Origin of the sequence: Extensimonas vulgaris, assembly GCF_003337425.1 — a bacterium.
Classification (GTDB): Bacteria; Pseudomonadota; Gammaproteobacteria; order Burkholderiales; family Burkholderiaceae_C; genus Extensimonas; species Extensimonas vulgaris.
In genome coordinates, this window is sequence record NZ_QPJU01000004.1 from 242,276 (window position 1) to 267,773 (window position 25,498).

General features: G+C 64.9%; 25 protein-coding genes and 1 pseudogene. 13 read left to right on the plus strand and 13 right to left on the minus strand.

The genetic code is table 11. From position 1 onward, the window contains the following. Positions 1–9 precede the first annotated feature (9 nt). Positions 10–1,041 (minus strand): aldo/keto reductase, encoded by a 1,032-nt coding sequence (locus DFR45_RS08205; RefSeq protein WP_114483252.1) that lies wholly within the window; start codon positions 1,039–1,041, stop codon positions 10–12. 629 nt (positions 1,042–1,670) lie between these two features. Between DFR45_RS08205 and DFR45_RS08210 the strand changes: the two genes are divergently transcribed. The 3 genes and pseudogenes from DFR45_RS08210 to DFR45_RS08220 form a co-directional block, all read left to right on the plus strand. After that, positions 1,671–2,135 carry a MarR family winged helix-turn-helix transcriptional regulator gene (locus DFR45_RS08210; protein ID WP_114483205.1) on the plus strand — a complete coding sequence of 155 codons (465 nt, stop codon included), beginning with the start codon at positions 1,671–1,673 and terminating at the stop codon, positions 2,133–2,135. Between the two features lie 110 nt (positions 2,136–2,245). Continuing rightward, entirely contained in the window at positions 2,246–2,662 is a 417-nt protein-coding gene (locus DFR45_RS08215; RefSeq protein ID WP_114483206.1) for an organic hydroperoxide resistance protein, read from the plus strand. Between the two features lie 2 nt (positions 2,663–2,664). Continuing rightward, positions 2,665–3,447: pseudogene (locus DFR45_RS08220) on the plus strand (chromate transporter); the annotation flags it as partial. A gap of 29 nt (positions 3,448–3,476) precedes the next feature. On the opposite strand, the gene DFR45_RS08225 reads toward DFR45_RS08220, so the two are convergent. Continuing rightward, entirely contained in the window at positions 3,477–4,673 is a 1,197-nt protein-coding gene (locus DFR45_RS08225) for an amino acid aminotransferase (RefSeq protein WP_114483207.1), read from the minus strand. Positions 4,674–4,803: 130 nt separating this feature from the next. Here DFR45_RS08225 and uvrB point away from each other — a divergent pair, with 130 nt between their 5' ends. The 10 genes from uvrB (at position 4,804) to DFR45_RS08275 (ending at position 14,005) form a co-directional block, all read left to right on the plus strand. After that, on the plus strand, positions 4,804–6,900 hold the full coding sequence (uvrB, locus tag DFR45_RS08230) for an excinuclease ABC subunit UvrB (protein WP_114483208.1): 2,097 nt from the start codon (positions 4,804–4,806) through the stop codon (positions 6,898–6,900). A 207-nt stretch (positions 6,901–7,107) separates the two neighbouring features. After that, positions 7,108–7,644 carry a Fe-S cluster assembly transcriptional regulator IscR gene (gene iscR / locus DFR45_RS08235; protein ID WP_114483209.1) on the plus strand — a complete coding sequence of 179 codons (537 nt, stop codon included), beginning with the start codon at positions 7,108–7,110 and terminating at the stop codon, positions 7,642–7,644. Positions 7,645–7,775: 131 nt separating this feature from the next. Further along, positions 7,776–8,996 (plus strand): IscS subfamily cysteine desulfurase, encoded by a 1,221-nt coding sequence (locus DFR45_RS08240; RefSeq protein WP_114483210.1) that lies wholly within the window; start codon positions 7,776–7,778, stop codon positions 8,994–8,996. Between the two features lie 34 nt (positions 8,997–9,030). Further along, positions 9,031–9,429 (plus strand): Fe-S cluster assembly scaffold IscU, encoded by a 399-nt coding sequence (gene iscU / locus DFR45_RS08245; RefSeq protein WP_114483211.1) that lies wholly within the window; start codon positions 9,031–9,033, stop codon positions 9,427–9,429. A 1-nt stretch (position 9,430) separates the two neighbouring features. Next, positions 9,431–9,754: an iron-sulfur cluster assembly protein IscA gene (gene iscA / locus DFR45_RS08250; protein WP_114483212.1), complete on the plus strand. Its 324-nt coding sequence runs from the start codon at positions 9,431–9,433 to the stop codon at positions 9,752–9,754. Positions 9,755–9,829: 75 nt separating this feature from the next. Beyond that, positions 9,830–10,348: a Fe-S protein assembly co-chaperone HscB gene (gene hscB / locus DFR45_RS08255; RefSeq protein WP_114483213.1), complete on the plus strand. Its 519-nt coding sequence runs from the start codon at positions 9,830–9,832 to the stop codon at positions 10,346–10,348. 90 nt (positions 10,349–10,438) lie between these two features. Further along, complete coding sequence (gene hscA, locus DFR45_RS08260) at positions 10,439–12,328, plus strand: Fe-S protein assembly chaperone HscA (RefSeq protein WP_114483214.1); 1,890 nt, start codon at positions 10,439–10,441, stop codon at positions 12,326–12,328. Positions 12,329–12,360: 32 nt separating this feature from the next. Further along, positions 12,361–12,699 carry an ISC system 2Fe-2S type ferredoxin gene (gene fdx, locus DFR45_RS08265; RefSeq protein ID WP_114483215.1) on the plus strand — a complete coding sequence of 113 codons (339 nt, stop codon included), beginning with the start codon at positions 12,361–12,363 and terminating at the stop codon, positions 12,697–12,699. Between the two features lie 22 nt (positions 12,700–12,721). Then, on the plus strand, positions 12,722–13,432 hold the full coding sequence (gene dnaQ / locus DFR45_RS08270; protein ID WP_114483216.1) for a DNA polymerase III subunit epsilon: 711 nt from the start codon (positions 12,722–12,724) through the stop codon (positions 13,430–13,432). A gap of 51 nt (positions 13,433–13,483) precedes the next feature. Then, complete coding sequence (locus DFR45_RS08275) at positions 13,484–14,005, plus strand: DUF2242 domain-containing protein (RefSeq protein WP_158637000.1); 522 nt, start codon at positions 13,484–13,486, stop codon at positions 14,003–14,005. A 37-nt stretch (positions 14,006–14,042) separates the two neighbouring features. Here the strand turns inward: DFR45_RS08275 and pdxH are convergent, their stop codons facing one another. The 11 genes from pdxH to DFR45_RS08330 form a co-directional block, all read right to left on the minus strand. After that, positions 14,043–14,690, minus strand: a complete 648-nt coding sequence (pdxH, locus tag DFR45_RS08280) for a pyridoxamine 5'-phosphate oxidase (protein WP_114483218.1) — start codon at positions 14,688–14,690, stop codon at positions 14,043–14,045. A gap of 111 nt (positions 14,691–14,801) precedes the next feature. Further along, entirely contained in the window at positions 14,802–15,968 is a 1,167-nt protein-coding gene (locus DFR45_RS08285) for an NAD(P)/FAD-dependent oxidoreductase (protein WP_114483219.1), read from the minus strand. Between the two features lie 97 nt (positions 15,969–16,065). Next, complete coding sequence (fdxA, locus tag DFR45_RS08290) at positions 16,066–16,395, minus strand: ferredoxin FdxA (RefSeq protein WP_114483220.1); 330 nt, start codon at positions 16,393–16,395, stop codon at positions 16,066–16,068. Positions 16,396–16,492: 97 nt separating this feature from the next. After that, complete coding sequence (locus DFR45_RS08295; RefSeq protein ID WP_114483221.1) at positions 16,493–17,908, minus strand: sulfate adenylyltransferase subunit 1; 1,416 nt, start codon at positions 17,906–17,908, stop codon at positions 16,493–16,495. Positions 17,909–17,968: 60 nt separating this feature from the next. Next, positions 17,969–18,949 (minus strand): sulfate adenylyltransferase subunit CysD, encoded by a 981-nt coding sequence (cysD, locus tag DFR45_RS08300; RefSeq protein ID WP_114483222.1) that lies wholly within the window; start codon positions 18,947–18,949, stop codon positions 17,969–17,971. Next, a complete protein-coding gene (locus tag DFR45_RS08305; RefSeq protein WP_199755304.1) occupies positions 18,946–19,725 on the minus strand; it encodes a phosphoadenylyl-sulfate reductase in 780 nt (259 codons plus the stop codon). Before DFR45_RS08305 ends, cysD begins: the two co-directional genes overlap by 4 nt. 41 nt (positions 19,726–19,766) lie before the next feature. Continuing rightward, positions 19,767–20,174: a DUF934 domain-containing protein gene (locus tag DFR45_RS08310; protein WP_114483253.1), complete on the minus strand. Its 408-nt coding sequence runs from the start codon at positions 20,172–20,174 to the stop codon at positions 19,767–19,769. Positions 20,175–20,208: 34 nt separating this feature from the next. Beyond that, the gene (locus DFR45_RS08315; protein WP_114483224.1) at positions 20,209–22,023 is read right to left on the minus strand and encodes a nitrite/sulfite reductase; all 1,815 of its coding nucleotides are present in this window, start codon (positions 22,021–22,023) and stop codon (positions 20,209–20,211) included. Positions 22,024–22,194: 171 nt separating this feature from the next. Next, positions 22,195–22,605 carry a carboxymuconolactone decarboxylase family protein gene (locus DFR45_RS08320; protein ID WP_114483254.1) on the minus strand — a complete coding sequence of 137 codons (411 nt, stop codon included), beginning with the start codon at positions 22,603–22,605 and terminating at the stop codon, positions 22,195–22,197. 40 nt (positions 22,606–22,645) lie between these two features. Continuing rightward, positions 22,646–24,175 carry a class I adenylate-forming enzyme family protein gene (locus tag DFR45_RS08325; RefSeq protein WP_114483225.1) on the minus strand — a complete coding sequence of 510 codons (1,530 nt, stop codon included), beginning with the start codon at positions 24,173–24,175 and terminating at the stop codon, positions 22,646–22,648. Positions 24,176–24,206: 31 nt separating this feature from the next. After that, entirely contained in the window at positions 24,207–25,373 is a 1,167-nt protein-coding gene (locus tag DFR45_RS08330) for an ABC transporter substrate-binding protein (RefSeq protein WP_114483255.1), read from the minus strand. Positions 25,374–25,498: the final 125 nt, after the last annotated feature.

The window sequence follows — 25,498 nt, forward strand, 5'->3', positions numbered from 1 at the left end:
AATCTGGGTTCAAAGCAACATGTTCGGGTTGTCTCGATCCAGCCGGGTGAAATCTAGCATCCACTTCGGATAGAGCCGTGATGGCTGGGAGACCTCGTCAAGCATGCGCATCTCGTCGCCGGTCAGGACCCAATCGGCGCTCCTGAGGTTGTCGTGCAGTTGCTCGGGCTTGGTGGCGCCGATGATGACGGAGCAAACCGGCGATTTGCGCAGCAAGTAATTGAGGGAAACTTGCGCCGGACTGACGTTGCGCTGGGCGGCGATGCGCTCCACGACATCGAGGATGGCGTAGGCCTTGTCTTCGTCGAGTTGGAGGAAGTTCTGCTCTTCCTTGCTGCGGCGGGCGTCGGCAGGGCCCTTGCCGCCCCGGGGGTACTTCCCGGTCAGGAATCCGGAGGCGAGCGGCGACCAGGGGGTCAGACCCAGCCCTTGGTCTTCGCACAGGGGTGCCAGTTCGTATTCGACATCGCGCGCAACCAGCGAATAGTGCGCTTGGAGAGAGATGAATTTCTCCCAGAGGTACTTCTCGGAAAGGGCGAGCGACTTCATGAGTTGCCAGGCGAAGAAATTCGAACAGCCGAGATACCGCACCTTGCCTTGACGCACCAAATCGTCCAGGGTCGACAGCGTCTCCTCGAGCGGGGTCAGAAAATCGAAGCTGTGGACGATGTAAAGGTCAATATAGTCGGTTCCGAGCCGGCGCAGGCTGTTCTCACAACTCTGGATGATGTGCTTGCGACTCAGGCCGACGTCGTTGATCTCTGGGCTCATGCGCCCGCGCACCTTGGTGGCGAGCACGACCCGATCACGTCGCGACCCGAGCGCCTTGCCGAGGATTTCTTCGGATTGACCGTACGAATAGACATCGGCTGTATCAAAAAAATTGACACCGGCATCGAGGGCAATGTCGACCAGTCGCTGGGCCGCTTGCTGGTCGAGGCCGCCGATTTTCTCCCAGTAACCGGCTGCGCCAAAGCTCATGCTGCCAAAGCAAAGCTCCGATACGAGGAGGCCGGAGCGGCCCAATTTACGGTATTGCATGATGGAAACCTCCTTGCTATTTGAGTCCCAAACCATACCCAAAAAGTTTTACATCGCTGAGCCTGAGTCGAGAAACCCCCATGCCACGATCGGCTACGAAAAGCCCTGCGCGATGGGGGTTGATGCTTGGTTCACGGATGCCTCACGGCTTCTTGAAACACGGGAAACAAGGTTTCGTCGGCTTCGACGTCGCCTGAGAGGGCGCTGGGCTTTTGCTGGTTGAGGAAGGCCACAAGCTTGTGGCGTTTGCGATAGGCATTTGTACCGAGATGTCCGTGCGCGCCATGATCCGGCGCTGCGCCCCGTCGGCGTCTTGACGCTCGGGAAGGGCCTGGAGCATCGCATGCGCTCTTGCGGCAGCCCTTCGAGGCGGGGCGCCCACTGATCGTTCAATGTGCGACTGTGCCATGTTGATTTTTCTGGGAAAAATGCACTGGTCTACGTTTTGCACGATGAACGCCAGCTAGGCCGAAACCCGCTGTTCACGTGGATGGGGGGGTGATGACGAGTCGCGGTTGCAAGCGCAAGCCCCCTGCCGCATCAAAGGGTCGAGCGACATAGCTTGCTGCCCATCCTAATTTACAAAAATTAAATTTTGTACAACTAAATTGTGTCCTATAATTCTAGCCATGCCCAACAGTTCATCTCCAGTGCAGCACAACATCGGTTTGCAACTCGATGCGCAACTGTGTTTTGCGCTGTATTCGACTTCGCTGGCCATGACCAAACGCTACAAGCCCTTGCTCGATGCGCTCGGGCTGACGTACCCGCAATACCTCGTCATGCTGGCGCTGTGGGAGCGCGACGGCTGTACGGTCTCGGAACTCGGTGAGCGCCTTTTTCTTGATTCCGGCACGCTCACGCCCTTGCTCAAGCGCATGCAGTCTGCGGGTCTGCTGCAGCGCGAGCGCGACAGCGCCGACGAACGCCGCGTTCACGTCACCCTCACCGACACTGGCCGCGCCCTGCGTGCACAGGCCGAGCTGATACCTGCGCAATTGCTACAGCAAACGCAGTGCGATGTGGCCGATTTGCAAGCGCTGACACAGTCTTTGCAAGCGCTGCGCGCACGCCTTCTGAAGGTGGGCGATTAGCCGCCTCACCCATGGCTCGCCATGGTTTGCATTTTCGATCTGCCCCGGTTTTTGCCGTTTTCACCCCCGCTTTCTTAGAAAGCATTCACCACCTCGAAGGAGTTTTCACCATGGCTTCACTGGACAAAGTTCTCTATACCGCACGCACCCACACCACCGGCGGACGCGAAGGCGCAGCGCGCAGCGACGATGGGCGCCTTGACATCACCATGTCGCCCCCGGGAACGGCGGGCAAGGGTACCAACCCTGAACAGCTGTTTGCGGCCGGGTATTCGGCGTGCTTCATCGGCGCGATGAAAGCCGTCGCCATGCGTGAGAAGATCACCCTGCCTGCCGATTTGTCCGTCGACGCGGAAGTCGATCTCGGCCCGGTCGGGCAGGCCTACGGTATTGCCGTGCGCATGCGCATCCAGCTGCCCGGTATGGACAAAGCCGCGGCCGAGCAACTGGTGGCCGCCGCGCACGAGATCTGCCCCTATTCGAACGCCACGCGCGGCAACATCGACGTGCAACTCACGGTTGCGTGAGCGATTCGCAGCGAAAAACACTGTTTTTCACGCGCGCCGTCGTGCGCTGCGTTCAGGAGCCTTTCGGGCTTTGGGCGTCGATAGCGAGAATGCGCCGCAGCGGCGCATTCGCAGCCGACGATTCCAAAGTCCGACAGGCTCCTTGGCATGCAGGCTTGCCCATCGCCATGGGGCGGCGTGCTGGAGCCGTCTGGCTGGCCTTGTTTTTCGTGCTGCTGTTCGGCCTGCCGGCGCTGGCCGCGGCTTGGCCAAGCCAGACCTTGCGCCTGGTCGATGCTTTTTACCGCGCCGGCGCCCTGGTGTTCGGTGGCGGCCATGTCGTGCTGCCGCTGCTGCAGGCCGAAGTCGTGCCGCCGGGATGGGTGAGCCAGGAGGCTTTTTTGGCGGGCTACGGCGCGGCACAGGCGGTGCCCGGGCCGCTGTTCACGTTTGCAGCTTTTCTGGGAGCCGCGATGAATGTGGCGCCGTCGGGCTGGTGGGGCGGACTGCTGTGCCTCGCGGCGATTTTTGCGCCGAGCTTCCTGCTGGTGCTCGGTGCGCTTCCGTTTTGGAAGCTACTGAGGCACGATACACGGGCGCGAAAGGCACTTTTTGGCATCAATGCCGCGGTGGTGGGGCTGCTGCTCGCCGCGCTCTACACGCCCGTCTGGACGAGCGCCATCCACGCACCGCGGGATTTTGGCCTGGCCTTGCTCGCGCTGGTGGCCTTGATGTTCTGGAAGCTGCCGCCCTGGCTGGTGGTGCTGGGCAGCGGCCTTCTTGGAGGCTTGGCGGGAGCTTGGTAGGGCCTTGGGTGTGGCCCCCGCTGTGACGCTCAAACCACCTTGGCGATCGCCTGGCAAACGTAGTCGATGTTCTTGCTGTTGAGCGCGGCCACGCACATGCGGCCCGTGTCGGTGCCATAGACGCCGAACTCGCTGCGCAGGCGCTGCATTTGCTCTTTGCTCAGGCCCGAGTAGCTGAACATGCCGACCTGGCGCGTGATGAAGTCCATGTTTTGCCGCACGCCCGCGGCCCGCAAGCCTTCGACCAGTTTTTGCCGCATGAGCTTGATGCGGCCGCGCATGGCGCCGAGCTCCTGCTCCCACTGCGCGCGCAGGCTGGCGTCGCCAAGCACCTTGGCCACCACCGCGCCGCCGTGCGTGGGCGGGTTGGAGTAGTTGGTGCGGATCACGATCTTGAGCTGGCTCAGCACGCGCGCGGCTTCGTCCTGGTCTGCGCAGACGACCGAGAGCGCACCGACGCGCTCGCCGTACAGGCTGAAGCTTTTGCTGAACGAGGTGGCCACGAAGCACTGCAGCCCGGCGGCCACGAACTTGCCCACCACGGCGCCGTCTTCGGCGATGCCTTGCGCAAAGCCTTGATAGGCCATGTCGAGAAAGGGCACGAGGCCGCGCGCCTGCACGGTCGCGACCACCTGGCTCCATTGCGCGGCGTCGAGGTCGTAGCCCGTCGGGTTGTGGCAGCAGGCGTGCAGCACGACGATGGTGCCCGGCGCAGCGGCCTTCAGGTCGGCCAGCATGCCTTCGAAGTTCAAGCTGCGCGTGGTGGCGTCGTAGTAGCGGTAGGTGCCGACCTCAAAGCCGGCCTGGGTGAACAGCGCGCGGTGGTTTTCCCAGCTCGGGTCGGAGATCAGCACCTTGGCGCTGGGGTTGAGTTTTTTCAGAAAATCCGCGCCGATCTTGAGCCCGCCCGTGCCGCCCAGCGCCTGCACCGTGGCCACGCGGCCCGACTGCAGGGGCTCGGAGCCCGCGCCGAAAACGAGGTTTTTCACGCCGGCGTTGTAGGCCGGGATGCCGTCTATGGGCAGGTAGCCGCGCGGCGTGGGCTGCTCCATCAGCGCTTTTTCGGCGCTTTGCACGCATTGCAGCAGCGGCAGCTTGCCGTTGTCGTCGAAATAAACGCCCACGCCGAGGTTGACCTTGTTGGGGTTGGGGTCGGCGGCAAACTGTTCGTTCAGACCCAGAATCGGGTCGCGGGGGGCCATGGTGACGGCGGAAAACAAAGACATGGTGAGTCCTCAGGCGCAGTGCGGGTGGTAAAAAGCGTCGCTCGGGTGGAAATCCCGTGCCTTGCCCTCAGTTGAGGAGGGCTCTGCAAGGCTTCCATCGAAGCAAACCGCGAATTTTAGCTAAGCCACTATGCACGCCGCACCTGTTGCCCCCCATCCCGACCGGCTTGCGCAAGGGGAGTTCGTCCAATTTCCGGACTCGCCCTTCGCGCTTTTCCAGCCTTATCCGCCCGCGGGCGACCAACCCGCGGCGATCGAGCAGCTCGTGCAGGGCGTGCGCGACGGCGAGGTGTTCCAGACGCTGCTGGGCGTAACCGGCTCGGGCAAGACCTTCACCATGGCGAACGTGATCGCCCGCCTGGGCCGCCCGGCCATCGTGTTTGCGCCCAACAAGACGCTCGCGGCGCAGCTCTACAGCGAGTTTCGCGAATTTTTCCCGAAGAATGCGGTCGAATATTTCGTGAGCTACTACGACTACTATCAGCCCGAAGCCTACGTGCCGCAGCGTGACCTGTTCATCGAAAAAGACAGCGCGATCAACGAGCACATCGAGCAGATGCGCCTGTCGTGCACCAAGAGCCTGATGGAGCGGCGCGACGTGGTCATCGTGGCCACGGTATCGGCCATCTACGGCATCGGCGACCCGCAAAGCTACCACCAGATGGTCATGACGCTGCGCGTGGGCGACCAGGTGGGCCAGCGCGACGTCATCGCGCAGCTCATCCGCATGCAATACCAGCGCAACGAGCAAGACTTCCAGCGCGGCAAGTTCCGCGTGCGCGGCGATACCATAGACGTGTTCCCGGCCGAGCACTCCGAACTCGCGCTGCGCATTGAGCTGTTCGACGACGAGGTCGAGAGCCTGCTGCTGTTCGATCCGCTCACGGGCCGCATCCAGCAAAAAATCCCGCGCTTCACGGTCTATCCGAGCAGCCACTACGTCACGCCGCGCGCGCAGGTGCTGCAGGCCGTCGAAAGCATCAAGATCGAGCTCGCCGAGCGGCTGCAGGAGCTGCTCGCGCAGGGCAAGCTCGTGGAGGCGCAGCGGCTCGAACAGCGCACGCGCTTCGATCTCGAGATGCTCAGCGAAGTCGGGCACTGCAAGGGCATCGAAAACTACACGCGCCATCTTTCGGGCGCGGCGCCGGGCGAGCCGCCGAGCACGCTGGTGGACTATCTGCCCAAGGATGCGCTCATGTTCCTCGACGAGAGCCACCAGATGGTCGGCCAGCTCAACGCCATGTACAACGGCGACCGCGCGCGCAAGACCACGCTGGTCGAATACGGCTTTCGCCTGCCCTCGGCGCTCGACAACCGGCCGCTCAAATTCGAGGAGTTCGAGCAGCGCATGCGCCAGGTGGTTTTCGTCTCGGCCACGCCTGCCGACTATGAGCTCAGCCATTCCGGCCAAGTCGTGGAGCAGCTCGTGCGGCCCACGGGCCTGGTCGATCCCGAGGTCGAAGTGCGCCCAGCGACGCACCAGGTCGACGACGTGCTGCAGGAAATCCGCCTGCGCGTGCAAAAAGACGAGCGCGTGCTCATCACCACGCTGACCAAGCGCATGGCCGAGCAACTGACCGACTACCTCAGCGACAACGGCGTGAAGGTGCGCTATCTGCACTCGGACGTGGACACCGTAGAGCGCGTGGAAATCATCCGCGACCTGCGCCTGGGCGCCTTCGACGTGCTCGTGGGCATCAACCTGCTGCGCGAGGGGCTGGACATTCCCGAGGTCTCGCTCGTGGCCATTCTGGACGCCGACAAAGAGGGCTTTTTGCGCGCCGAACGCAGCCTGATCCAGACCATTGGCCGCGCCGCGCGCAACGCCCACGGCAAAGCGATCCTCTACGCCGACACCATCACCGCGTCCATGCGCAAAGCCATCAGCGAAACCGAGCGCCGGCGCGCCAAACAGATCGCCTACAACCAGACGCACGGCATCACGCCACGCAGCATCGTCAAGCAGGTGCGCGACCTGATCGACGGCGTCTATAGCGAAAAATCGGCGCGCGCGGCCGAGCAGCTCGCGCAGGAGGCGCTCGCGCGCGCCCAGGCCGAGGCGCTGTCCGAAAAAGACCTCGCGCGCGAGATCAAGCGGCTCGAAAAGCAGATGCTCGAGCACGCACGCAACCTCGAATTCGAGCAGGCCGCGCGCGTGCGCGACCAGCTCGCGCGCCTCAAGGACGCGGCTTTCGGCGCGCACGGTGAAGACAGCGTGCCGGTCTGACAGGCAACGGGTCTTGCCTTCAATCCCGACAAATTTGATTGGGAATTGTGCTAGAATTTGAGCCATTACGAAGAAAACAGCCCAATACAAAGGGCTTCGTCGCGGCAGGTTTTATTAGCAGCCGAGGCGAAGAAAAGGGTGGGGACGGAGCCTGCACATTGCAGCAGGCAGTTTTTGACAACCAAAGAGCCTTACCAGGAGCTTGCCATGCGTCTCACAACCAAAGGTCGTTTTGCAGTCACCGCCATGATCGATCTGGCCCTGCGCCAGAACAATGGCCCCGTCACCCTCGCGGCCATCAGCCAGCGCCAGCATATTTCGCTCTCGTATCTGGAGCAGCTTTTCGGCAAGCTGCGCCGCAACGAGCTCGTCGAGTCCACGCGCGGCCCTGGCGGCGGCTACACGCTCGCGCGCAGGCCCGAAGAAATCACCGTGGCCGACATCATCCTCTCGGTCGATGAGCCCATAGACGCCACGCAGTGCGGCGGCAAGGAAAATTGCCTGGGTGATTCGGGCCGCTGCATGACGCACGAGTTGTGGTCGGCGCTGAACCAGCGCATGGTCGAGTTCCTCGACTCGGTCACGCTGCAAAAGCTCGTCGATGACCAGCTCGCCAAGGGCGTCGAGGTGGAAGCCAAGCCCGCCGCGCGCCGCGCGATCTCGACCACGCCCGTGGTCAAGCCGATCCGTGTGAACGCACCGAATTCGGTGTTCGCGCTGGGCAACGCCTTCGCCAAATCCTGATGTAACCGCTGCTGCTGCCCGCGCCTTTTGCTTTGCCTGGGGGCGCGACGCGGCGGTGCGCAGGGCAGTCCGCCCGGCAGCGCCGTGCGCGTGGCGGCATGAATCTTCGTTGAGTCTTTACCGAGCCGACCATGGACACGAAAACGCAACTCCCCATTTACCTCGACTATGCAGCCACGACGCCCGTCGATCCGCGCGTGGTCGAGGCCATGATTCCCTGGCTGCACGACCACTTCGGCAACCCCGCCTCGCGCAGCCACGCCTGGGGCTGGGAAGCCGAAGAGGCCGTGGAAAAGGCGCGTGTGCAGGTGGCCGACCTGATCGGCGCCGATCCGCGCGAAATCGTCTGGACCAGCGGCGCGACCGAATCCAACAACCTCGCGCTCAAGGGCGCAGCGCATTTCTACCAGGGCAAGGGCAAGCACCTTGTCACCGTCAAGACCGAGCACAAGGCCGTGCTCGACACCATGCGCGAGCTCGAGCGCCAGGGTTTCGAGGTGACTTACCTCGACGTGCAGGAAAACGGCCTGCTCGACCTCGACCGCTTCAAGGATGCGCTGCGCCCCGACACCATCCTTGCGAGCGTGATGCTCGTGAACAATGAAATCGGCGTGATCCAGGACATCGCCACCATCGGCGCGCTGTGCCGCGAAAAGGGCATCGTGTTTCACGTCGATGCGGCGCAGGCGACGGGCAAGGTCGAGATCGACCTGCGCACGCTGCCGGTCGACCTGATGAGCCTGGCTTCGCACAAAACCTACGGCCCCAAGGGCATTGGCGCGCTGTACCTGCGGCGCAAGCCGCGCGTGCGCATCGAGGCGCAGATGCACGGCGGCGGCCACGAGCGCGGCCTGCGTTCGGGCACGCTGCCCACGCACCAGATCGTCGGCATGGGCGAGGCCTACCGCATCGCGCGCGCCGAAATGGCGCAAGACCTGGCCAAGGCGCGTGCGCTGCAAAAGCGCCTGCTCGACGGCCTGTTGCAGATCGAGCAGGCGTTCGTCAATGGCGACCTGCAGCAGCGCGTGCCGCACAACCTGAACATCAGCTTCAACTTCGTCGAGGGCGAGTCGCTGATCATGGGCATCAAAAACCTGGCCGTGTCCTCGGGCTCGGCCTGCACCTCGGCGAGCCTGGAGCCCAGCTACGTGCTGCGCGCGCTGGGCCGCAGCGACGAGCTCGCGCACAGCAGCCTGCGCATCAGCACGGGGCGCTTCACCACCGAAGCCGAGATCGACACCGCCGTGCAGGCCATTCGCGAGAACGTGGCGCGCCTGCGCGAGCTCAGCCCCTTGTGGGAGATGTACCAAGAGGGCGTGGACCTCAACACCATCCAGTGGGCCGCGCACTGACGTCATTGCTTATTCAGAAAAAGGAGGTTTCACCATGGCTTATTCACAAAAAGTGGTTGACCACTACGAAAACCCGCGCAACGTGGGCTCGTTCGACAAGGGCGACGACACCGTGGGTACGGGCATGGTCGGCGCACCCGCGTGCGGCGACGTCATGAAGCTGCAGATCAAGGTCAATCCGCAGACCGGCGTGATCGAAGACGCGCGCTTCAAGACCTACGGCTGCGGCTCGGCCATCGCCTCGTCCTCGCTCGTGACCGAATGGGTCAAGGGCAAGACGCTGGACGAGGCCACGTCCATCAAAAACAGCCAGATCGCCGAAGAGCTGGCCCTGCCGCCCGTGAAAATTCATTGCTCCATCCTGGCCGAAGACGCGATCAAGGCCGCGGTGGAAGACTACAAGCAAAAACATGCTGTCCCCACAGGCGCCTGAGATGGCCATCACGCTGACCGAAGCTGCGGCGCGGCACGTGCGCCGCTACCTCGAACGCCGGGGCAAGGGCCTGGGCGTGCGCCTGGGCGTCAAGACCACGGGCTGCTCGGGCCTGGCCTACAAGCTCGAATACGTGGACGAGCTGCAGCCCGAAGACGTGGTCTTCGAGAGCCACGGCGTGAAGGTGCTGACCGACCCCAAGAGCCTGGCCTACATCGACGGCACCGAGCTCGACTACGTGCGCGAAGGGCTCAACGAAGGCTTCAAGTTCCACAACCCGAACGAGCGCGACCGCTGCGGCTGCGGCGAGAGCTTTCGCGTCTGACGAGGTCTGATAAGCTCAGCCCCATACCGCTTCCCCCATCGCTCGACCGCCAGCCGTTGGCGGTTTTTTGTTGCCATGAACCTCCAATCGGACGACTTCGAACTGTTCGGTGTACCACGCCGCTTCGCGCAGGACCGCGCGCAGCTCGATGCGCGCTGGAAAGAGCTGCAGCGCGAGGCGCACCCCGACCGCTTTGCCGCGCAAGGCCCTGCCGCCCAGCGCGCGGCCATGCAATGGTCGGTGCGCATCAACGAGGCCTACCAGCGCCTCAAAGACCCGCTGCGCCGCGCCGCCTACCTGTGCGAATTGCACGGCGTGCCGCTGCGTGCCGAGGACAACACGGCCATGCCCGCGCAGTTTCTGCTGCAGCAGATGCAGTGGCGCGAGGCGCTCGAAGAGGCGCGCAGCGCCGCCGAGGTCGAAGCGCTGGAGCGCAGCGTGCAGCAAGCCTGGCAAGACACGCTCGCGCGCTGTGCCGAATTGCTCGATCAGCAACAGGACTGGGCCGCAGCCGCGCAGGAGGTCAGAGCCCTCATGTTTCTTGGGCGCTTTGCCGAGGACGTGGAACGTCGGCGCGAGGCCTTGGGAGAATAAGTCCACTGGTGCGCGTCGCGTGCGTTTTTGAATGAAATCCGCCTTCAGCCAAGGCGGGGCCTGCGCAAGCAGCTCTCTTTTTGATACTCCATGGCGTTACTGCAAATCTCCGAACCCGGCCAATCCCCCGACCCGCACCAACGGCGCATCGCCGTGGGCATAGACCTGGGCACCACGCATTCGCTCGTTGCTGCGGTGCGCAACGGCGTGCCCGAGTGCCTGCCCGACGCGCAAGGCCGCGTGCTGCTGCCCTCGGTCGTGCGTTACCTCGCGCAGGGTGGGCGGCAGATCGGCTACGAGGCGCTGGCCGCGCAGGCGCAGGACGCGCGCAACACCATCGCCTCGGTCAAGCGCTTCATGGGGCGCGGGCTCGCGGACGTGGCGCAGGCGCAGCAGCTGCCCTACAGCTTCGTGTCCGGCGCTGCGGGGGAAGGGCAGGGCGGCGGCATGCTCTCGCTGGCCACGGCGGGCGGCGTCAAGTCGCCCGTCGAAGTCAGCGCCGAAATCCTTGCCACGCTGCGCCAGCGCGCCGAAGACACCTTCGGTCAGGAGCTCTACGGTGCCGTGATCACCGTGCCCGCATACTTCGACGACGCGCAGCGCCAGGCCACCAAGGACGCAGCCAAGCTCGCTGGCATCCACTTGCTGCGCCTGCTCAACGAGCCCACGGCTGCGGCGATCGCCTACGGGCTGGACAACGCGAGCGAAGGCATTTACGCCGTCTATGACCTCGGCGGCGGCACGTTCGACATCTCCATCCTGCGCCTGAGCAAGGGCGTGTTCGAGGTCATCGCCACGGGCGGCGACTCGGCGCTGGGCGGTGACGACTACGACGCGGCCCTGGCCGATTGGGTGCTGCAGCGGCTCGGGCGCAGCAGCGAAAGTCTGACCGACCCCGCCGACAAAGCCGCGCTGCGCCTGGCCGCGCGCGCCTGCAAAGAAGCCCTGACTGCTTCTGAAACTGCAGTGTTCAGCGCACGCCTGGCGGGCGAAAACGTGCAAATCGAAGTCCAACGCAGCGACTTCGAGGCGGCCACTGCACACCTCACCGAGCGCACCCTCGCCGCGGTGCGCCGCGCCTTGCGCGACGCCAAGCTGCGGCCCGAAGAAGTGCAGGGCGTGGTCATGGTCGGCGGCGCCACGCGCATGCCGCAGGTGCAGCGCGCGGTGGCGCAGCTGTTCGGGCGTGCGCCGCTCAACAACCTCAACCCCGACGAGGTTGTGGCACTGGGCGCGGCCATCCAGGCGCACCAGCTCGCGGGCCATTCGCTGGGCGGCGACGACCTGCTGCTGCTCGACGTGATTCCGCTGTCGCTGGGCCTGGAAACCATGGGCGGCCTGGTCGAGCGCATCATCCCGCGCAACGAAACCATTCCCACAGCCAAGGCGCAGGACTTCACCACCTTCCAGGATGGCCAGACTGCGCTCGCGCTGCACGTCGTGCAGGGCGAGCGCGACCTCGCCCAGGACTGCCGCAGCCTCGCGCGCTTCGAACTGCGCGGCATTCCGCCCATGGCGGCGGGCGTGGCGCGTATCCGCGTGACCTTTACCGTCGATGCCGACGGCCTGCTTTCGGTCAGCGCGCGCGAGCTCACGAGCGGCGTCGAGGCGCACATCGACGTCAAGCCGTCTTATGGCCTGTCGGACGAGCAGATCGCGCGCATGCTGCAAGAGGGTTTTGCCACGGCCGAGCAGGACATGCGCGCGCGCGCTCTGGTCGAGGCGCGCGTCGATGCCGATCGCATGCTGCTGGCCACGCAAAGTGCGATCGACGCCGACGGCGACCTGCTCACGCCGCCCGAGCGCGCCGAGATCGACGCGCTCATGGCTGCGCTGCGCGCGCAGCTGCAGGGCGACGACGCGGCCGCGATCGACGCCGCCACGGCCGCGCTCGCCAAGGGCACCGAAGCCTTCGCCGCACGGCGCATGAACCGCAGCATCCAGCAGGCGCTCGCCGGCAAGAGCGTGCAAAGCCTTTGACCACTCTTTTTTGCGACCCTCCAGAGTCCCGCATGCCCGTCATCAAAATCCTGCCCCACCCTGAATACTGCCCGGCCGGCGCCGAGATCAGCGCGAGCGCGGGCACCTCGATTTGCGAGGCCCTGCTCGAGCACGATATCCCCATAGAGCACGCCTGCGAGATGAGCTGCGCCTGCACCACCTGCCACGTGATCGTGCGCGAAGGTTTCGATTCATTGAACCCGCCCGACGAGGACGAGGAAGACCTGCTCGACCGCGCCTGGGGCCTCACGCCGCAGTCGCGCCTGTCGTGCCAGGCCATCGTCGGGGCGCGCGATTTGACGGTGGAAATCCCCAAGTATTCGATCAACCACGCCAAGGAAAAGCACTGAAAAAGGTGCACCAAGCCAGTCCATGACGCGCCAGATCGTTCTCGACACCGAAACCACGGGCCTTTCCGCCGAAGGCGGCGACCGCATCATCGAAATCGGCTGCGTGGAGTTGTTCGCGCGCAAGCGCACGGGCAACAACAAGCACTATTACCTGAATCCCGAGCGCGAAAGCCACGAGGACGCGCTCAAGGTGCACGGCATCAGCAACGAGTTTTTGCTCGACAAACCCAAGTTCGCGGCCGTGGCGCCAGAATTGATCGAATACCTGCGCGACGCCGAAATCATCATCCACAACGCGGCCTTCGACGTGGGCTTTCTGAACAAGGAGCTGGAGCTTGCGGGCCACCCGCCGCTGCAGCACTTCGTCGCGTGCGTCACCGACACGCTGGCCATGGCCAAGGAGCTGTTTCCGGGCAAGCGCAACTCGCTCGATGCCCTGTGCGACCGCCTGGGCGTGGACAACTCCAGCCGCACCCTGCACGGCGCGCTGCTCGACGCCGAACTGCTGGCCGAGGTCTATATCCACCTCACGCGCGGACAGGATGCGCTGCTGATTCTCGACGAGGTGCAGGAGGGCTCCGGCACGGGCGGTGCACGCATCGACCTGCGCGGCTTTGCGCTGCCTGTGCTGCGCGCAAGCGCGCAGGAGATCGCCGCGCATGAGGAAATCCTCGCGCAGATCGACAAGGCCAGCGGCGGAAAAACCGTCTGGCGTGCGCTGCAGTCCTCCTGAGCGGGCTTTTACATGCGAACATTGGCGTTTTCATTTCTCTACTTTGACGCCATGAAAAGCATGCACTACGGGAAAAAGCGCGGGATGCGTGTGGGAGCGCTGGCGCTGGCACTTGCCTGCACGGCCTGTGGCACGCGGCCGGTGTATGAGGAGGAGCAGTTCAAAAAGGACTCCCCTTACCAAAGAACCTACGCCACGGGCGAGCAGGAGGCTTGCGACGCAGCGCTGCGCGCCTTGCTGAGCCAGGGCTACCGCATCGACGAAGCCAAAGAAACCACCATCCATGCGCACAAGGAGTTTCAGCCTGAGGAAGAGCTCAATGCCGTGCTCGACTTCAGCGTGATCTGCAAGGCCGCAGACCGCGGCGCAACGGTGTTCGTGAACGCCATCGAAACCCGCTACAAGCTCAAAAAGGTTTCGGGTGGCGCCAGCGTGAGCGTGGGGGGCGGCGGCATTTCGCTGCCGTGGAGCAAGAGTGCGGATTCGCTGGTCAAAGTTTCCAGCACGACGGTCACCGAAAAGAAGTTCTACAAGCAGTTCTTCGACTTGGTCGCCAGCTTCTTGCCCAAGTGACGCCGGCGATGCGCGCAACGACGCGGGGGGTCGGGCTTCAGGGGGCAAGACGCTCGCGTACCCAAACGTCCGCCTCCTTGCGGTAGCGCAACCTGTCGTGCAAGCGGCTCTTGCGGCCCTGCCAGAATTCCCACTGGTCGGGCTTCAAGCGGTAGCCGCCCCAATGCGGCGGGCGCGGCGGGCGCAACAGGAATTGCGCGCTGTAGCGTGCGGCATTGGCAAGCAGCACGTTGCGGCTCGGGATCACCTGGCTTTGCGGGCTCGCCCACGCGCCTATGCGCGAATCGAGCGGGCGGCTGTGGAAGTAGGCGTCGCTTTCTTCCGCGCTGACCTTCTCGACCACGCCCTCGATGCGCACCACGCGCTCGAGTTCGACCCAATGAAACTGTAGCGCCGCGTAGGGGTTGCCCGCGAGCTCGCGGCCTTTGCGGCTTTCGTAATTCGTGAACCAGACGATGCCGCGCTCGTCGTAGCCCTTGATCAACACCACGCGCGTGCTGGGGCGCAGATCGCTGCCCACGGTGGCCACCGTCATCGCGTTGGGCTCAGGCAATTGGGCGTTCAGCGCCTCTTTGATCCATTGATCGAATTGCAGCAGCGGATCGGCGTGCGAGGCCTCTTCGCTGAGCTCGGCGCGCTCATAGCTTTTGCGCAGGTCGGCGAGAGAGGCGGGGGTGTGGCTCATGTTTGGCATCGTGCTTTGCTCCAAAAGGCCGTCAGTACCACCGGGCTGTGGATGCGTGGGGCGAGACGGCGGCGGGATAGGCTGCTTCTCGGGCGCCAGCGTTGTCCGCACTCATTCGTGCACCCGCGCCCCCAAGCGTTCTTGCAGCCGTGGGCTGGTGGTCGTGTATTGCAGCGGCAGGGGCTGGCCCGCGCGGGCCTCGGCGGCGGCCCAGGCGGCGAGGGTGGCTTCGTGGAAGCCGCAGACCAGCAGCTTGCGCTTGCCGGGGTAGCTGTTGATGTCGCCCACGGCGTAAATGCCGGGCACGCTGGTGGCCATGGTCGCCGGATCGACGCGCAACTGCTTGCGCTCGAGCGCCAAGCCCCAGTCGGCGATGGGCCCGAGGCGCGGCGAGATGCCCAGCAGTGCCTGCAACTGGTCGAGCGGCAGGCGCTCGGTCTGGCCCGCGGGGGTGAGCAACTCGAGCGCGCACAGGCGTTCGGCGGGCGCGCCGTTTGCATTCAGGTCCTGGCAGGCGATGCGTTCGGTGACTTGTTTTGTCTGGTGCTCGACGCGGGCTTCACGGGTGGTTTGAAAGCCCGTGATCTGCCCCGCCACCACCTGCAGCAGCCCCGCATCGCGCAACTGCTGCAGGCGCGCGAGTTGCTCGGGCGGCGCGTGAAACACGTCGCGGCGGTGCAGCAGCGTGACGCTGGCGGGCGCGCCGGCGCCAGCGTCGCCGCCGGCACATTGGCGCCGTTCGGCCAGCGCCACGGCCTGGGCCACGGCGCTTTCTTCGCCGCCGTGCACCACCACCTGCAGGCCCGCGCTCGCGGCGGGAGCGGGAATCGCGTTGGCGTAGAAAACCTGGCGACCTTCGAAGCGTTCGAGGCCCGGCAGCGGCAAACGCTTTGGCACGAAAGCGCCCAGCCCCGCGGCGATAAAGACCTGGCGCGCGTGCAGTTGCGCGCCGTCGCTGCAGCCCAGCACGAACGACCCGTCAGGCTGCGCCTGCAAGGTCTGCACGAGGCAGCCGAACTGCCAGCGCGGCGCGAACGGCGCCGTCTGGCGCAGCAGCAGCGCAACGAGTTCGCTGCCCGTGCAGCGCGGCACACCGGGGATGTCGTAAATGGGCTTGTCGGCGTAGAGCTCGGTGCACTGGCCGCCGGCGTGCGCGAGTGCATCGACGACATGCGCCCGTATGCCTTGCAGGCCGAGCTGGAACACCTGAAACAGGCCGACCGGGCCCGCGCCTATGACCACGGCATCGGCAATGGGGTGCTCGCGGGGTTCTGGCACGGCGGCAAAGAAAGGTGGCGCGAAACGGCGAAGGGCGCAATACAGCGGGAGGCTCTGGCAGAAGCTATGGCCGCCAGTTCCGCGCCGCTGATCCTATTCAGCGCACCAGGTATTGGAGTTTGCCCGGCTTGCCGTTCCATTCGTCGGCATCGGGCAGCGGAGCCTTGCGCTTGGTGATGGTTTTCCAGCCGGCGGCGCGGGAGAGTTCGGCGTTGATCTTGATGAACGCGAGCTGGTCTGAGGGCACATCTTCTTCGGCAAAGATGGCGTTGGCCGGGCATTCGGGGATGCAGACCGCGCAGTCTATGCACTCGTCGGGGTCGATCACGAGGAAGTTCGGCCCTTCTTTGAAGCAATCGACGGGGCACACGTCCACGCAATCGGTGTATTTGCAATTGATGCAGTTTTCGGTAACGACGTGGGTCATGACGGATGGTTGCCGGTGGGTGAAAGCCCGCGATTTTATGCGGGCGCTCATGGTTCCAAGGGAAGTAGGGGCTGATCTATGTCAGGGTGGTGTCGGGTCACTGCACCAGCACGGCGGCCGCGGTGCGGTGGCTTGCGGTGTCGACGAGGATGAGCGAGCCGAGCACGCGCGCCTGCGCAAACGGCGCGGCGGGGATGGGCTCTTGCAGCAGCAATTGCACCTGGCCGATCGCGTTGGGCTCGAGCTGCGTGGCCTCTTGCGCGGCCAGGGTGTGGATGTCGAGCCGGTGCAGGATGCGCTGCACCTTGGCCTTGACCCAGCGGTGGCCGTGCAGCGCCCAATAGACGCGGCCCGGCTGCAGCGGCTCGTCGTCCATCCAGGCGAGCGTGGCGGTGAAGTCGCGCCGTGCGGGCCACACGGGCGCAGTCGCGGGTGCTGTGGGCGTGTCGAAGTCGTCGTGTGGCGCTTGCGGTGTGGCCGCAGCGGCGGGCGCGGCCATGATCCAGTCGCCGCGCGAGACATCGACTTCGCGGTCCAGCACCACGCCGGCGCTGTGGCCCGCGCTCACGGCACCGGGCGTGCGCACGGCGTCCAGCACCTGCGCCACGCGCGCAATGTGGCCGCTGGGGAAGACCTGCACCGCCATGCCCTCGTGCACCTGGCCCGCGGCCACGCGGCCCCAGAACACGCGCCGCCCGCGCGAGGTGTCGGCCGAGGCGGAGAATTTTTCTACCCACTGCACGGGCAGGGCCAGCGGCAGCGCCGCGTCGGCAGGCGTGGTGGGCAACTGCTCGAGCACTTGCAGCAGGCTGGCGCCCTGGTAGCCGCACCAGCCGGCGTGCGCATGTTCAAAGTCCACCACGTTCCAGCCCTCGAGCGCCGAGATCGGCACGATGGCCGTGGGCGTGATGCCGCGCGCGCGCGCAAAGTCCTGCAAGGCGGTGCGGATGTGCGCATACGCGAGCGCCGGGTCGTCCACGGCGTCGAGCTTGTTGATCGCAAACACGATGGAGGGCACGCGCAGCAGGTCGAGCAGCAGCGTGTGGCGGCGCGTTTGCGGCAGCAGCGCGAGCGCAGCGTTGCGCCAGTCGAGCTTGGTGGCATCGACGAGCACCACGGCAGCGTCGGCCTGCGAGGCGGCGGTGACCATGTTGCGCGTGTATTGCTCGTGCCCCGGCGCGTCGCCGATGATGAATTTGCGTGCCTCGGTGGCAAAGTAGCGCCAGGCCACGTCGATGGTGATGCCCTGCTCGCGCTCGGCCTGCAGGCCGTCGGTGAGCAGTGCCAGGTCGGTCGTGCCGCCGCGCGTGACGCCCGCCAGGTGGTCTTGCAGCACGGCGCGGCTGTCGAGCAGCAGGCGCCCGATCAGCGTGCTTTTGCCGTCATCGACCGAGCCGCAGGTGATGAAGCGCAGCGCCGCCGCGCGCGCACCCTCGTTTGAAAGTTTGGCATCATTTTGGCCACTAGCCAAGGTAGGACGTTCACTGGCAGCTATTGATTCGGTAGTACTCATGGTCGTTTGCTTGTTTGCATCAACGGTGCGTCGGTGGGCTTAGGCGTTGGCGCCAACCCGTCAAAAATACCCATCGCGCTTGCGCTTTTCCATGCTCGCCTCGCTGGTCTGGTCGTCCATGCGCGTGGCGCCGCGTTCGCTGACTTCGGCGGCCAGGGTTTCGCGCACGATGTCGGCGGGCGTGGCGGCGCTGCTCTCCACCGGGCAGGTGCAGGTGATGTCGCCCACGGTGCGAAAGCGCACGCTGCGCGTTTGCACCTGCTCGCCCGGGCGCGGCGGCGTCAGCGGCGTGACGGGCACGAGCAGACCGCGGCGCTCGACCACTTCGCGCAGGTGGGCGTAGTAGAGGCTGGGCAGCGCGATGTGCTCGCGCGCGATGTATTGCCACACGTCGAGCTCGGTCCAGTTGCTGATCGGAAACACGCGAAAGTGCTCGCCCGGCTGCAGCCGCGTGTTGAACAGCGTCCAGAGTTCGGGCCGCTGCGCCTTGGGCTGCCATTGGCCGAAGCTGTCGCGGTGGCTGAAGATGCGTTCCTTGGCGCGCGCCTTTTCTTCGTCGCGCCGCGCGCCGCCAAGCAGCGCGTCGAAGCGAAATTCCTCGATGGCTTCGAGCAGCGTGACCGACTGGTGCGCGTTGCGGCTCTCGCCCGGGTGCGCCAGGCGCACGGTACCGCGCGCCATGCTGTCTTCGACGCTGCGCACGATCAGCTCGGCCTGCAGCTCGGCGGCGCGCTGGTCGCGAAAATCGGTGACTTCGGGGAAGTTGTGCCCCGTGTCTATCATCAACAGCGGAAACGGGATGCGGCCCCGGGTACCGCAGGTGCCCTTTCTATCCACAAAAGCTTTTTCAGCGCAGCGCAGCATCACGAGCGAATCCTTGCCGCCCGAAAACAGCAGCGCCGGGCGCTCGAACGCGGCCGCGGCTTCGCGCAGGATGAAGATGGTTTCTTCTTCGAGCGCGTCGAGGTGCGCGTTGCTCAACTGGTGCGGCGCGGGCGGGGCCGCTGTTTGCAGCAATTGGGTGTCGGTGCGGGCATTCATGCTGTTGCTTCCCCTTGTTTCACGTGCAGGCCACATTCCTTGACCTGTTCATCCTCCCACCACCAGCGGCCGGCGCGAAAGTCCTCGCCCAGGGTGACGGCGCGCGTGCACGGGGCGCAGCCTATGCTGGGGTAAAAACGGTCGTGCAGCGCGTTCGTGGGCACGTCGTGGGTGGCGATGTAGTGCCACACGTCGCCCCAGCTCCAGGCCGCGAGCGGGTTGAATTTGCGCAGGCCCTTGCTCGGCACTTCGGTCTCGTCGATCAGGGCAACGTCGGCACGCGCGCCCGACTGCTCACGCCGCAGGCCGGTGATCCAGCCCTTTTGCCCCGCAAGTGCACGCGCCAGCGGCTCGAGCTTGCGCACGGCGCAGCAGGCTTTGCGCAGCGCGATGCTGCGGTACATGGCCTCAGCCCCTTCGCGCTGCACGAAGGCGGCGACGGCTTCGGCGTCGGGGCGATAGACCGTGAGCGGCGCGTGCGGATGACTGGCCTGCTGCGCCTTGAGCTGCGTAAGCAGCGCGAGCGTTTCGGCGTGCAGCGCACCCGTGTCGAGCACGAAAATGCCCACGGCCAGCGCGTGGCGGTTGATCAGGTCGGTGATCACCATGTCCTCGGCGCCCAGGCTGTTGGCCTGCACCACGGGCCCTTGCGCCGCGGCGCGCTGCAGCGTGCGCACGGCTTCGTCGAGCTTGGCGACAAAGTCGGGTGAGGGGTGCGCGTAGAGCGCGATGGCGCTGCCCTCGGCTTGCGTTTCCTGCGTTCCCTGCGCGTGCATGGAGGCAAGCGGTGCCGACGCTATGGAAGAAAAAGCATTGTTCATACGGCCTCCGGCGTGCTGACGCGCGCAAAGCGCGGGGCGGGCGTGCGCGCGTCGCCCTGGTAGAAGCCGGCAAAGCGGCGCAGCTGGCGCTCGGCCGCGGCCCAGTCGGTGTCGTCGGGCAGCACGGCGCTGCTGAAGCCGCAGCGCGCCATTTGCAGCAACTGGTCGATCAGCACCTCGCCCGTGGCGCACAAGTCGCCCGCGAAGCGGTAGCGCCGGCGCAGCAGCGTGGCCTGGCTGAAGGCGCGCCCGTCGGTGAACTTGGGAAAGTGCAATTCGATGCGCTCCACGCCTTCGAGCGCGCCCGCCGCGGCCAGGTCGGCGAGCTCGGCGTCGTTCGCGATTTGCAAGGTTTTTGGGGCGTTTGCGCCCGTCTGGTGGGCGCTGGCAGCTATCAATTTGATCATTCTGGGGCTGGGGTCGTTTTCAAACCGGGGTTCATGCGGCGCTGGTTTCGGCGGCGTGTGCAGCGTGCGCGGCGCGGTGCTCGCCCAGGCGTGCGCCGTTGGCCGCGGTCTTGAAGGGCTCGTGCCCGACGCGGCGCAGCGTGGCGATGAAGGGCTCGTTCGCATGCAGGCGCAGCGCGCGGTAGCTGTCCAAAATCGCCTCGACCACGCCCGGCACCTCGGCCGCGCTGAACGCGGGCCCGACCACCTTGCCCGGCGTCGCCGGTCCCGAGAGCGCCGAGCCGTCGGAGCCGCCCAGCGTCACCTGGTACCACTCCTTGCCGTCTTTATCGACGCCCAGAATGCCGATGTGCCCGCTGTGGTGGTGGCCGCAGCTGTTGATGCAGCCGCTGATGTGCAGGTCGATGGGCCCGAGGTCGCTGACCTCGTCGATGTCGGCAAACAGTTCGGTGAGCGCCGCGGCGATCGGGATCGCGCGTGCGTTCGCGAGTGAACAAAAATCCCCGCCGGGGCACGCGATCATGTCGGTGAGCAGGCCGATGTTGGGCTGCGCCAGGCCCAGTGCGCGCGCCTGCGCGTACAGCGCGGGCAAATCACTCTGGTGCACCCAGGGCAGCAGCAGGTTTTGCGTGTGCGTGACGCGCGCCTCACCCGCGCTGAAGCGATCGGCCAGGTCGGCCAGCGCCTGCAGCGTGTCGGCATCCGCATCGCCCGGCGCCCAGCCCGCACGCTTGAACGACAGCGTCACGGCTGCAAGCTGCGGCAGCCGGTGCGCGCGCACGTTCTGCGTGAGCCACCGCTGGTAGGCGGTGCTGGCCGTGTCGGTGCTGCTGGGCAGATTTGCCGGCGCGAGCGGCGGCACGGCAAAGCCCGCCTGCACGCGCGCCAGCTCGGCGTCGCTGATGGTGTGCGGTGCGCCGTCGTGTGTGACGATGGCCTGGTATTCGGCCTCCACCGCGTCGATGAAGCGCTGCCCCTCGGCCTTGGCCAGTATCTTGATACGAGCCTTCCACTTGTTGTCGCGCCGCCCGTAGCGGTTATAGACACGCACCACGGCCTCGGTGTAGTTGAGCAGCTCGCGCCAGGGCAAAAATTCGCGCACCACGGTGCCGATCACGGGCGTGCGCCCCATGCCGCCGCCTACGCTCACGGCAAAGCCCACGCCGCCCGCCTCGCTGCGCACTGCACGCAGGCCGATGTCGTACCAGCCCGTGGCGGCGCGGTCTTCGGCGGCGCCGCTGAAGGCGATCTTGAACTTGCGCGGCAAAAAGGCGAACTCGGGGTGCAGCGTGCTCCACTGGCGCAAAATTTCCGCAAACGGCCGCGTGTCCAGGATCTCGTCGGGCGCAATGCCCGCGAGCGCGTCGCAGGTGATGTTGCGGATGGTGTTGCCGCTGGTCTGTATGCCGTGCATCTGCACGCTCGCAAGCAAGTCCATCACGTCGGCCGCGCGCGCCAGGGGAATCCAGTTGAACTGCACGTTGGTGCGCGTGGTGAAGTGCGCGTAGCCCCACTTCAAGGGCGGCGCCGCGAGCGTGAGCCCCGGCTGCGAGGCCTGCAGCGCATCCTGCGCGGCCTGCGCCTGCGCGAACAGATCGGCATCCGGCTGATCGAACTCGCGCGCGATGCGCGCGAGCACGCGCAGCTGCGCGCTGCTGATCTCGCCATACGGCACGGCCACGCGCAGCATGGGCGCATGGCGCTGCACGTACCAGCCGTTTTGCAGGCGCAGCGGCAAAAACTGCTCGTCGCTGAGCTGCCCGGCCTGCCAGCGCTGCAACTGGTCGCGAAACTGCGCGGCGCGCAGGCGGATGAATTCTTGGTCGAAAGCGGTGTATTGGTACATGAAACGTCTGCACGAAAGCATGGGCTGCAAGCGCACGCTGCGGCAAACGCATGGGCCAAAGCACCCACGACAAAGCCCGCCTACCTGCGCTGCATCGGGTATGACAGCGAATGTAGGCGGGCTTTTTATGAAAACAAACTACAGTTTTTTCTTGCGCTTATGCGGATAAGCTTATTTCGATGCGCTGGCGTCAAATGCGGGGTCAACGGGCAGTTGCAGCGCGTTGGCAATCTGATTGGTTTTGGCGGCCAGGCCGATGATGGACAGCAACTCCGCATGCTGCGCAGCCGTCATCCCCTTGGCCCGCGCGGCCGCCGTGTGCGAGTGCACGCAATAACTGCAGCCGTTGGCGACCGATACGGCGATGTAGATCAGCTCCTTGGTCAAGGGGTCGAGCGTGCTTGGCGTGGCCATGATGCGCTTGACCTCAGCCCAGGTGCTTTCCAGGAGCACTGGATCGAACGCCAGCGCATGCCAGAGGTTGTTGATGAAATCCGTTTTGCGCGTGGCGCAGATGTCGTCGAAAACGGCTTTCACGCGCGGGTCTTTTTCGGCGTCTGGAATGGGGGCAAGGGTGGACATGGTGCAAGGTATGAAAGGGATGATGAAGCGCTGCGTTTGTTCAGCCTTCGGGCCGCCCCAGGCGCTTTTCGATCTCATGGCGCTGGATTTTGCCGGTGCTGCTGCGCGGGAAGTCTTCGAGCGCGACGAAACGGATTTCCTTGGGGAGTTTGTAGCTCGCAAGCTGGCTGCGACACCATTGCAACAGGGCCTGCGCGTCGAGGGCGGCGCCGGGCTTGAGCGCCACGAGCGCGATGGGCACTTCGCCCCAGCGGACATCGCGGTGGCGCACGGCCACGGCGTCGGCGACGGCTTCGTGTGCGAGCAGCACGCGCTCGATTTCGGCGGGGTAGATGTTTTCGCCACCCGACTTGATGAGGTATTTGGCGCGATCGACGAAGTCCAGCGTGCCGTCGGGGTGGCGCACGAACAGGTCGCCCATGTGGAACCAGCCGCCGCGAAAATCGTGCGCGTTGACTTCGGGCGCATTCCAATAGCCCGAAAACAGCGTAGGGCCGCGCAGTGCGAGCTCGCCGGGCACGCCCACCGGCACCTCCCGATCGTCCGCATCGACGAGGCGGATGCGGCAAAACCCCGACTCGCGCTTGGCCAGGCTGCGCGGCACCTCGCCGGGTGCGAGCAAGGCGCCCGAAGCCGGCGCGAGCCCGGTTTCGGTGGCGCCGAAGCTGTTGAGGTAAGGCGCGTTCAAAAGGCCCGTGAGTTCGGCGAGCTGCTGCAGTGGCACCAAATCGGCCATGGCTCCGACCATGCGCACGCCGCGCGCCTTGGTGGCGTTGCGGCGCAGACCGTCGATGAAAACGTCGATCATCCCGGGCATGGCCACGAGCCAGCCGATCTGCTCGCGCTCGAGCGTGGCGCAGAGCCTGTCCACGTCGAGCCCGTCCTGCACGATCACCTTGCCGCCGATCATCAAAGTGGCCAGGGCAAAATCGGTTGCGGCCATGTGAAAAAGCGGCGACCAGGCGATGTAGTTGTGCGCAGACGTAATGCCGTATTCGCCCGCAAACGCCTGCGCACGCGCCACCATGGCGCGCTGGCTGATGAGCGCGCCCTTGGGCAGCCCCGTGGTGCCGCTCGTGTAGAGGATCGCGAGGCCGTCCTCGGGCTCGGGCGTTGCCTGGGGCTCGGTGGCGGGGGCACTGGCGAGCAACGCTTCGTATTCGGCCTCGATCGGGACGACCTGCGGCACGCCGTGGTCTATGCGCCCCAGCTGCGCAGCAAAGCGTGCCGAGACGAAGATCAGAGCGGGCGACGTGAGCCGGATGCAATGCAGCAGCTCGCTGTCGGACAAGCGCCAGTTCAGGCACGGCACGATGGCCCCGAGCTTGGCTGCGGCGAGCTCCAGTTCGAGGTACGCGATGCTGTTTTCCGAAAGTATCGCCACGCGCATGCCACGCTCGATGCCGCGCGCCGCCAGCGCGTGCGCGAGCTGGTTGACGCGCCGGTTCAGTTCGGCGTAGGTGAGGCGGCGCTCGGCGTCTTCGACGGCGATGTCCGCCGCGCGGATCACGGCGTTTTTGTAGAGCGCGTCGGTGACGGTGAATTGAAAGCTGCTCACAGGGATCGTCATGGCATCTGTTGTCGGGTGTCTGGCGCAGCCATCATTTCCAATAGCTGCACCGGGATTCGGCTTTGGTCGTGAATACTTGATCGCCGGAGATTGTGTCGCCGCCTTTGTAATAATCCCAGGCGTATTTGGATTCGGCCGGCGATTTGACTTGGCGCAGATACAGGTCACTGACCATTCTGCCATCTGGGCGTATCGTGCCCTTTTTGATCAAGGTATCATTCACGGGGGTATTTTTCATGGCAGCCAAAACCTTGTCGGCGTCGTCCGTGCCCGTCGCCTTGACGGCTTTCAGATAGTGCAGCACTCCGGAATAGCTCGAAGCGTGGATCATGTTGGGCATTTTCTTGATTTTCTCGAAATAGCGCCTGGCCCAGGTGCGCGATTCGTTGTCTTGATCCCAATACCAGCTGTCGGTCAGGTACATGCCTTGCGTGACGTTCAGTCCGAGGCTGTGGATGTCGGTGACGAACAAGAGCATGCCGGCAAGCTGCATGGTTTTGTTGATGCCAAATTCGTGTGCAGCTTTGATCGCATTGATGGCATCGGCGCCAGCATTGGCCAGGCCCAATATCTGCGCTTTGGAAGCCTGAGCCGTGAGCAGGAAGGAAGAAAAATCCGACGCGGCAATCGGGTGCTTTACGCTGCCCAGCACCGTGCCGCCATTAGCCTTGACCACGTCTGCCGTGTCTTTTTCGAGCGAGGCGCCAAAAGCGTAATCGGCCGTCAGGAAATACCAGGTTTTCCCGCCGCGTTTGACGATCGCCGCGCCGGTACTTCGCGCCACCGCAGTCGTGTCGGCGCCGAAGTGGATGGTGTAGGGGTTGCAATCCTCGTTGGTCAGGCGTGACGTGCCCGTGCTCAGCACCAGCAAAGGTTTTTGCTTTTCCTGCGCGATTTTGGCCATGGCAAGCGCCGCACTGGAATTGCTGGAAGCCAGCAGAACATCCACTCCTTCCTGATCAACCCACTGTCTTGCGATATTCGCGGCAATATCGGCCTTGTTTTGGTAATCCTTGAACAGAAATTCGATTTTCTTGCCGTTGATGGCCCCGCCCATGTCGGCTATTGCCATTTTGACAGCCTCGACAGAGCCAGGCCCTGTGACGTCAGCATAAAGACTCGAAAGATCGACGACGAGCCCGATTTTGATGCTGTCTCCAGAAATTTGGGCTGATGCAGATGCCGACAAGACGAGCATGCCGGCAGCGAAAAGCGAGGACAATGAACGAAGATACTAAGCAATAAACAAAATTAGTTCACAAACCCGCATTCAGGATGCCTAAAGAATCCGCGAATGATGTCTGGCAATCCCTTCAACCTCTC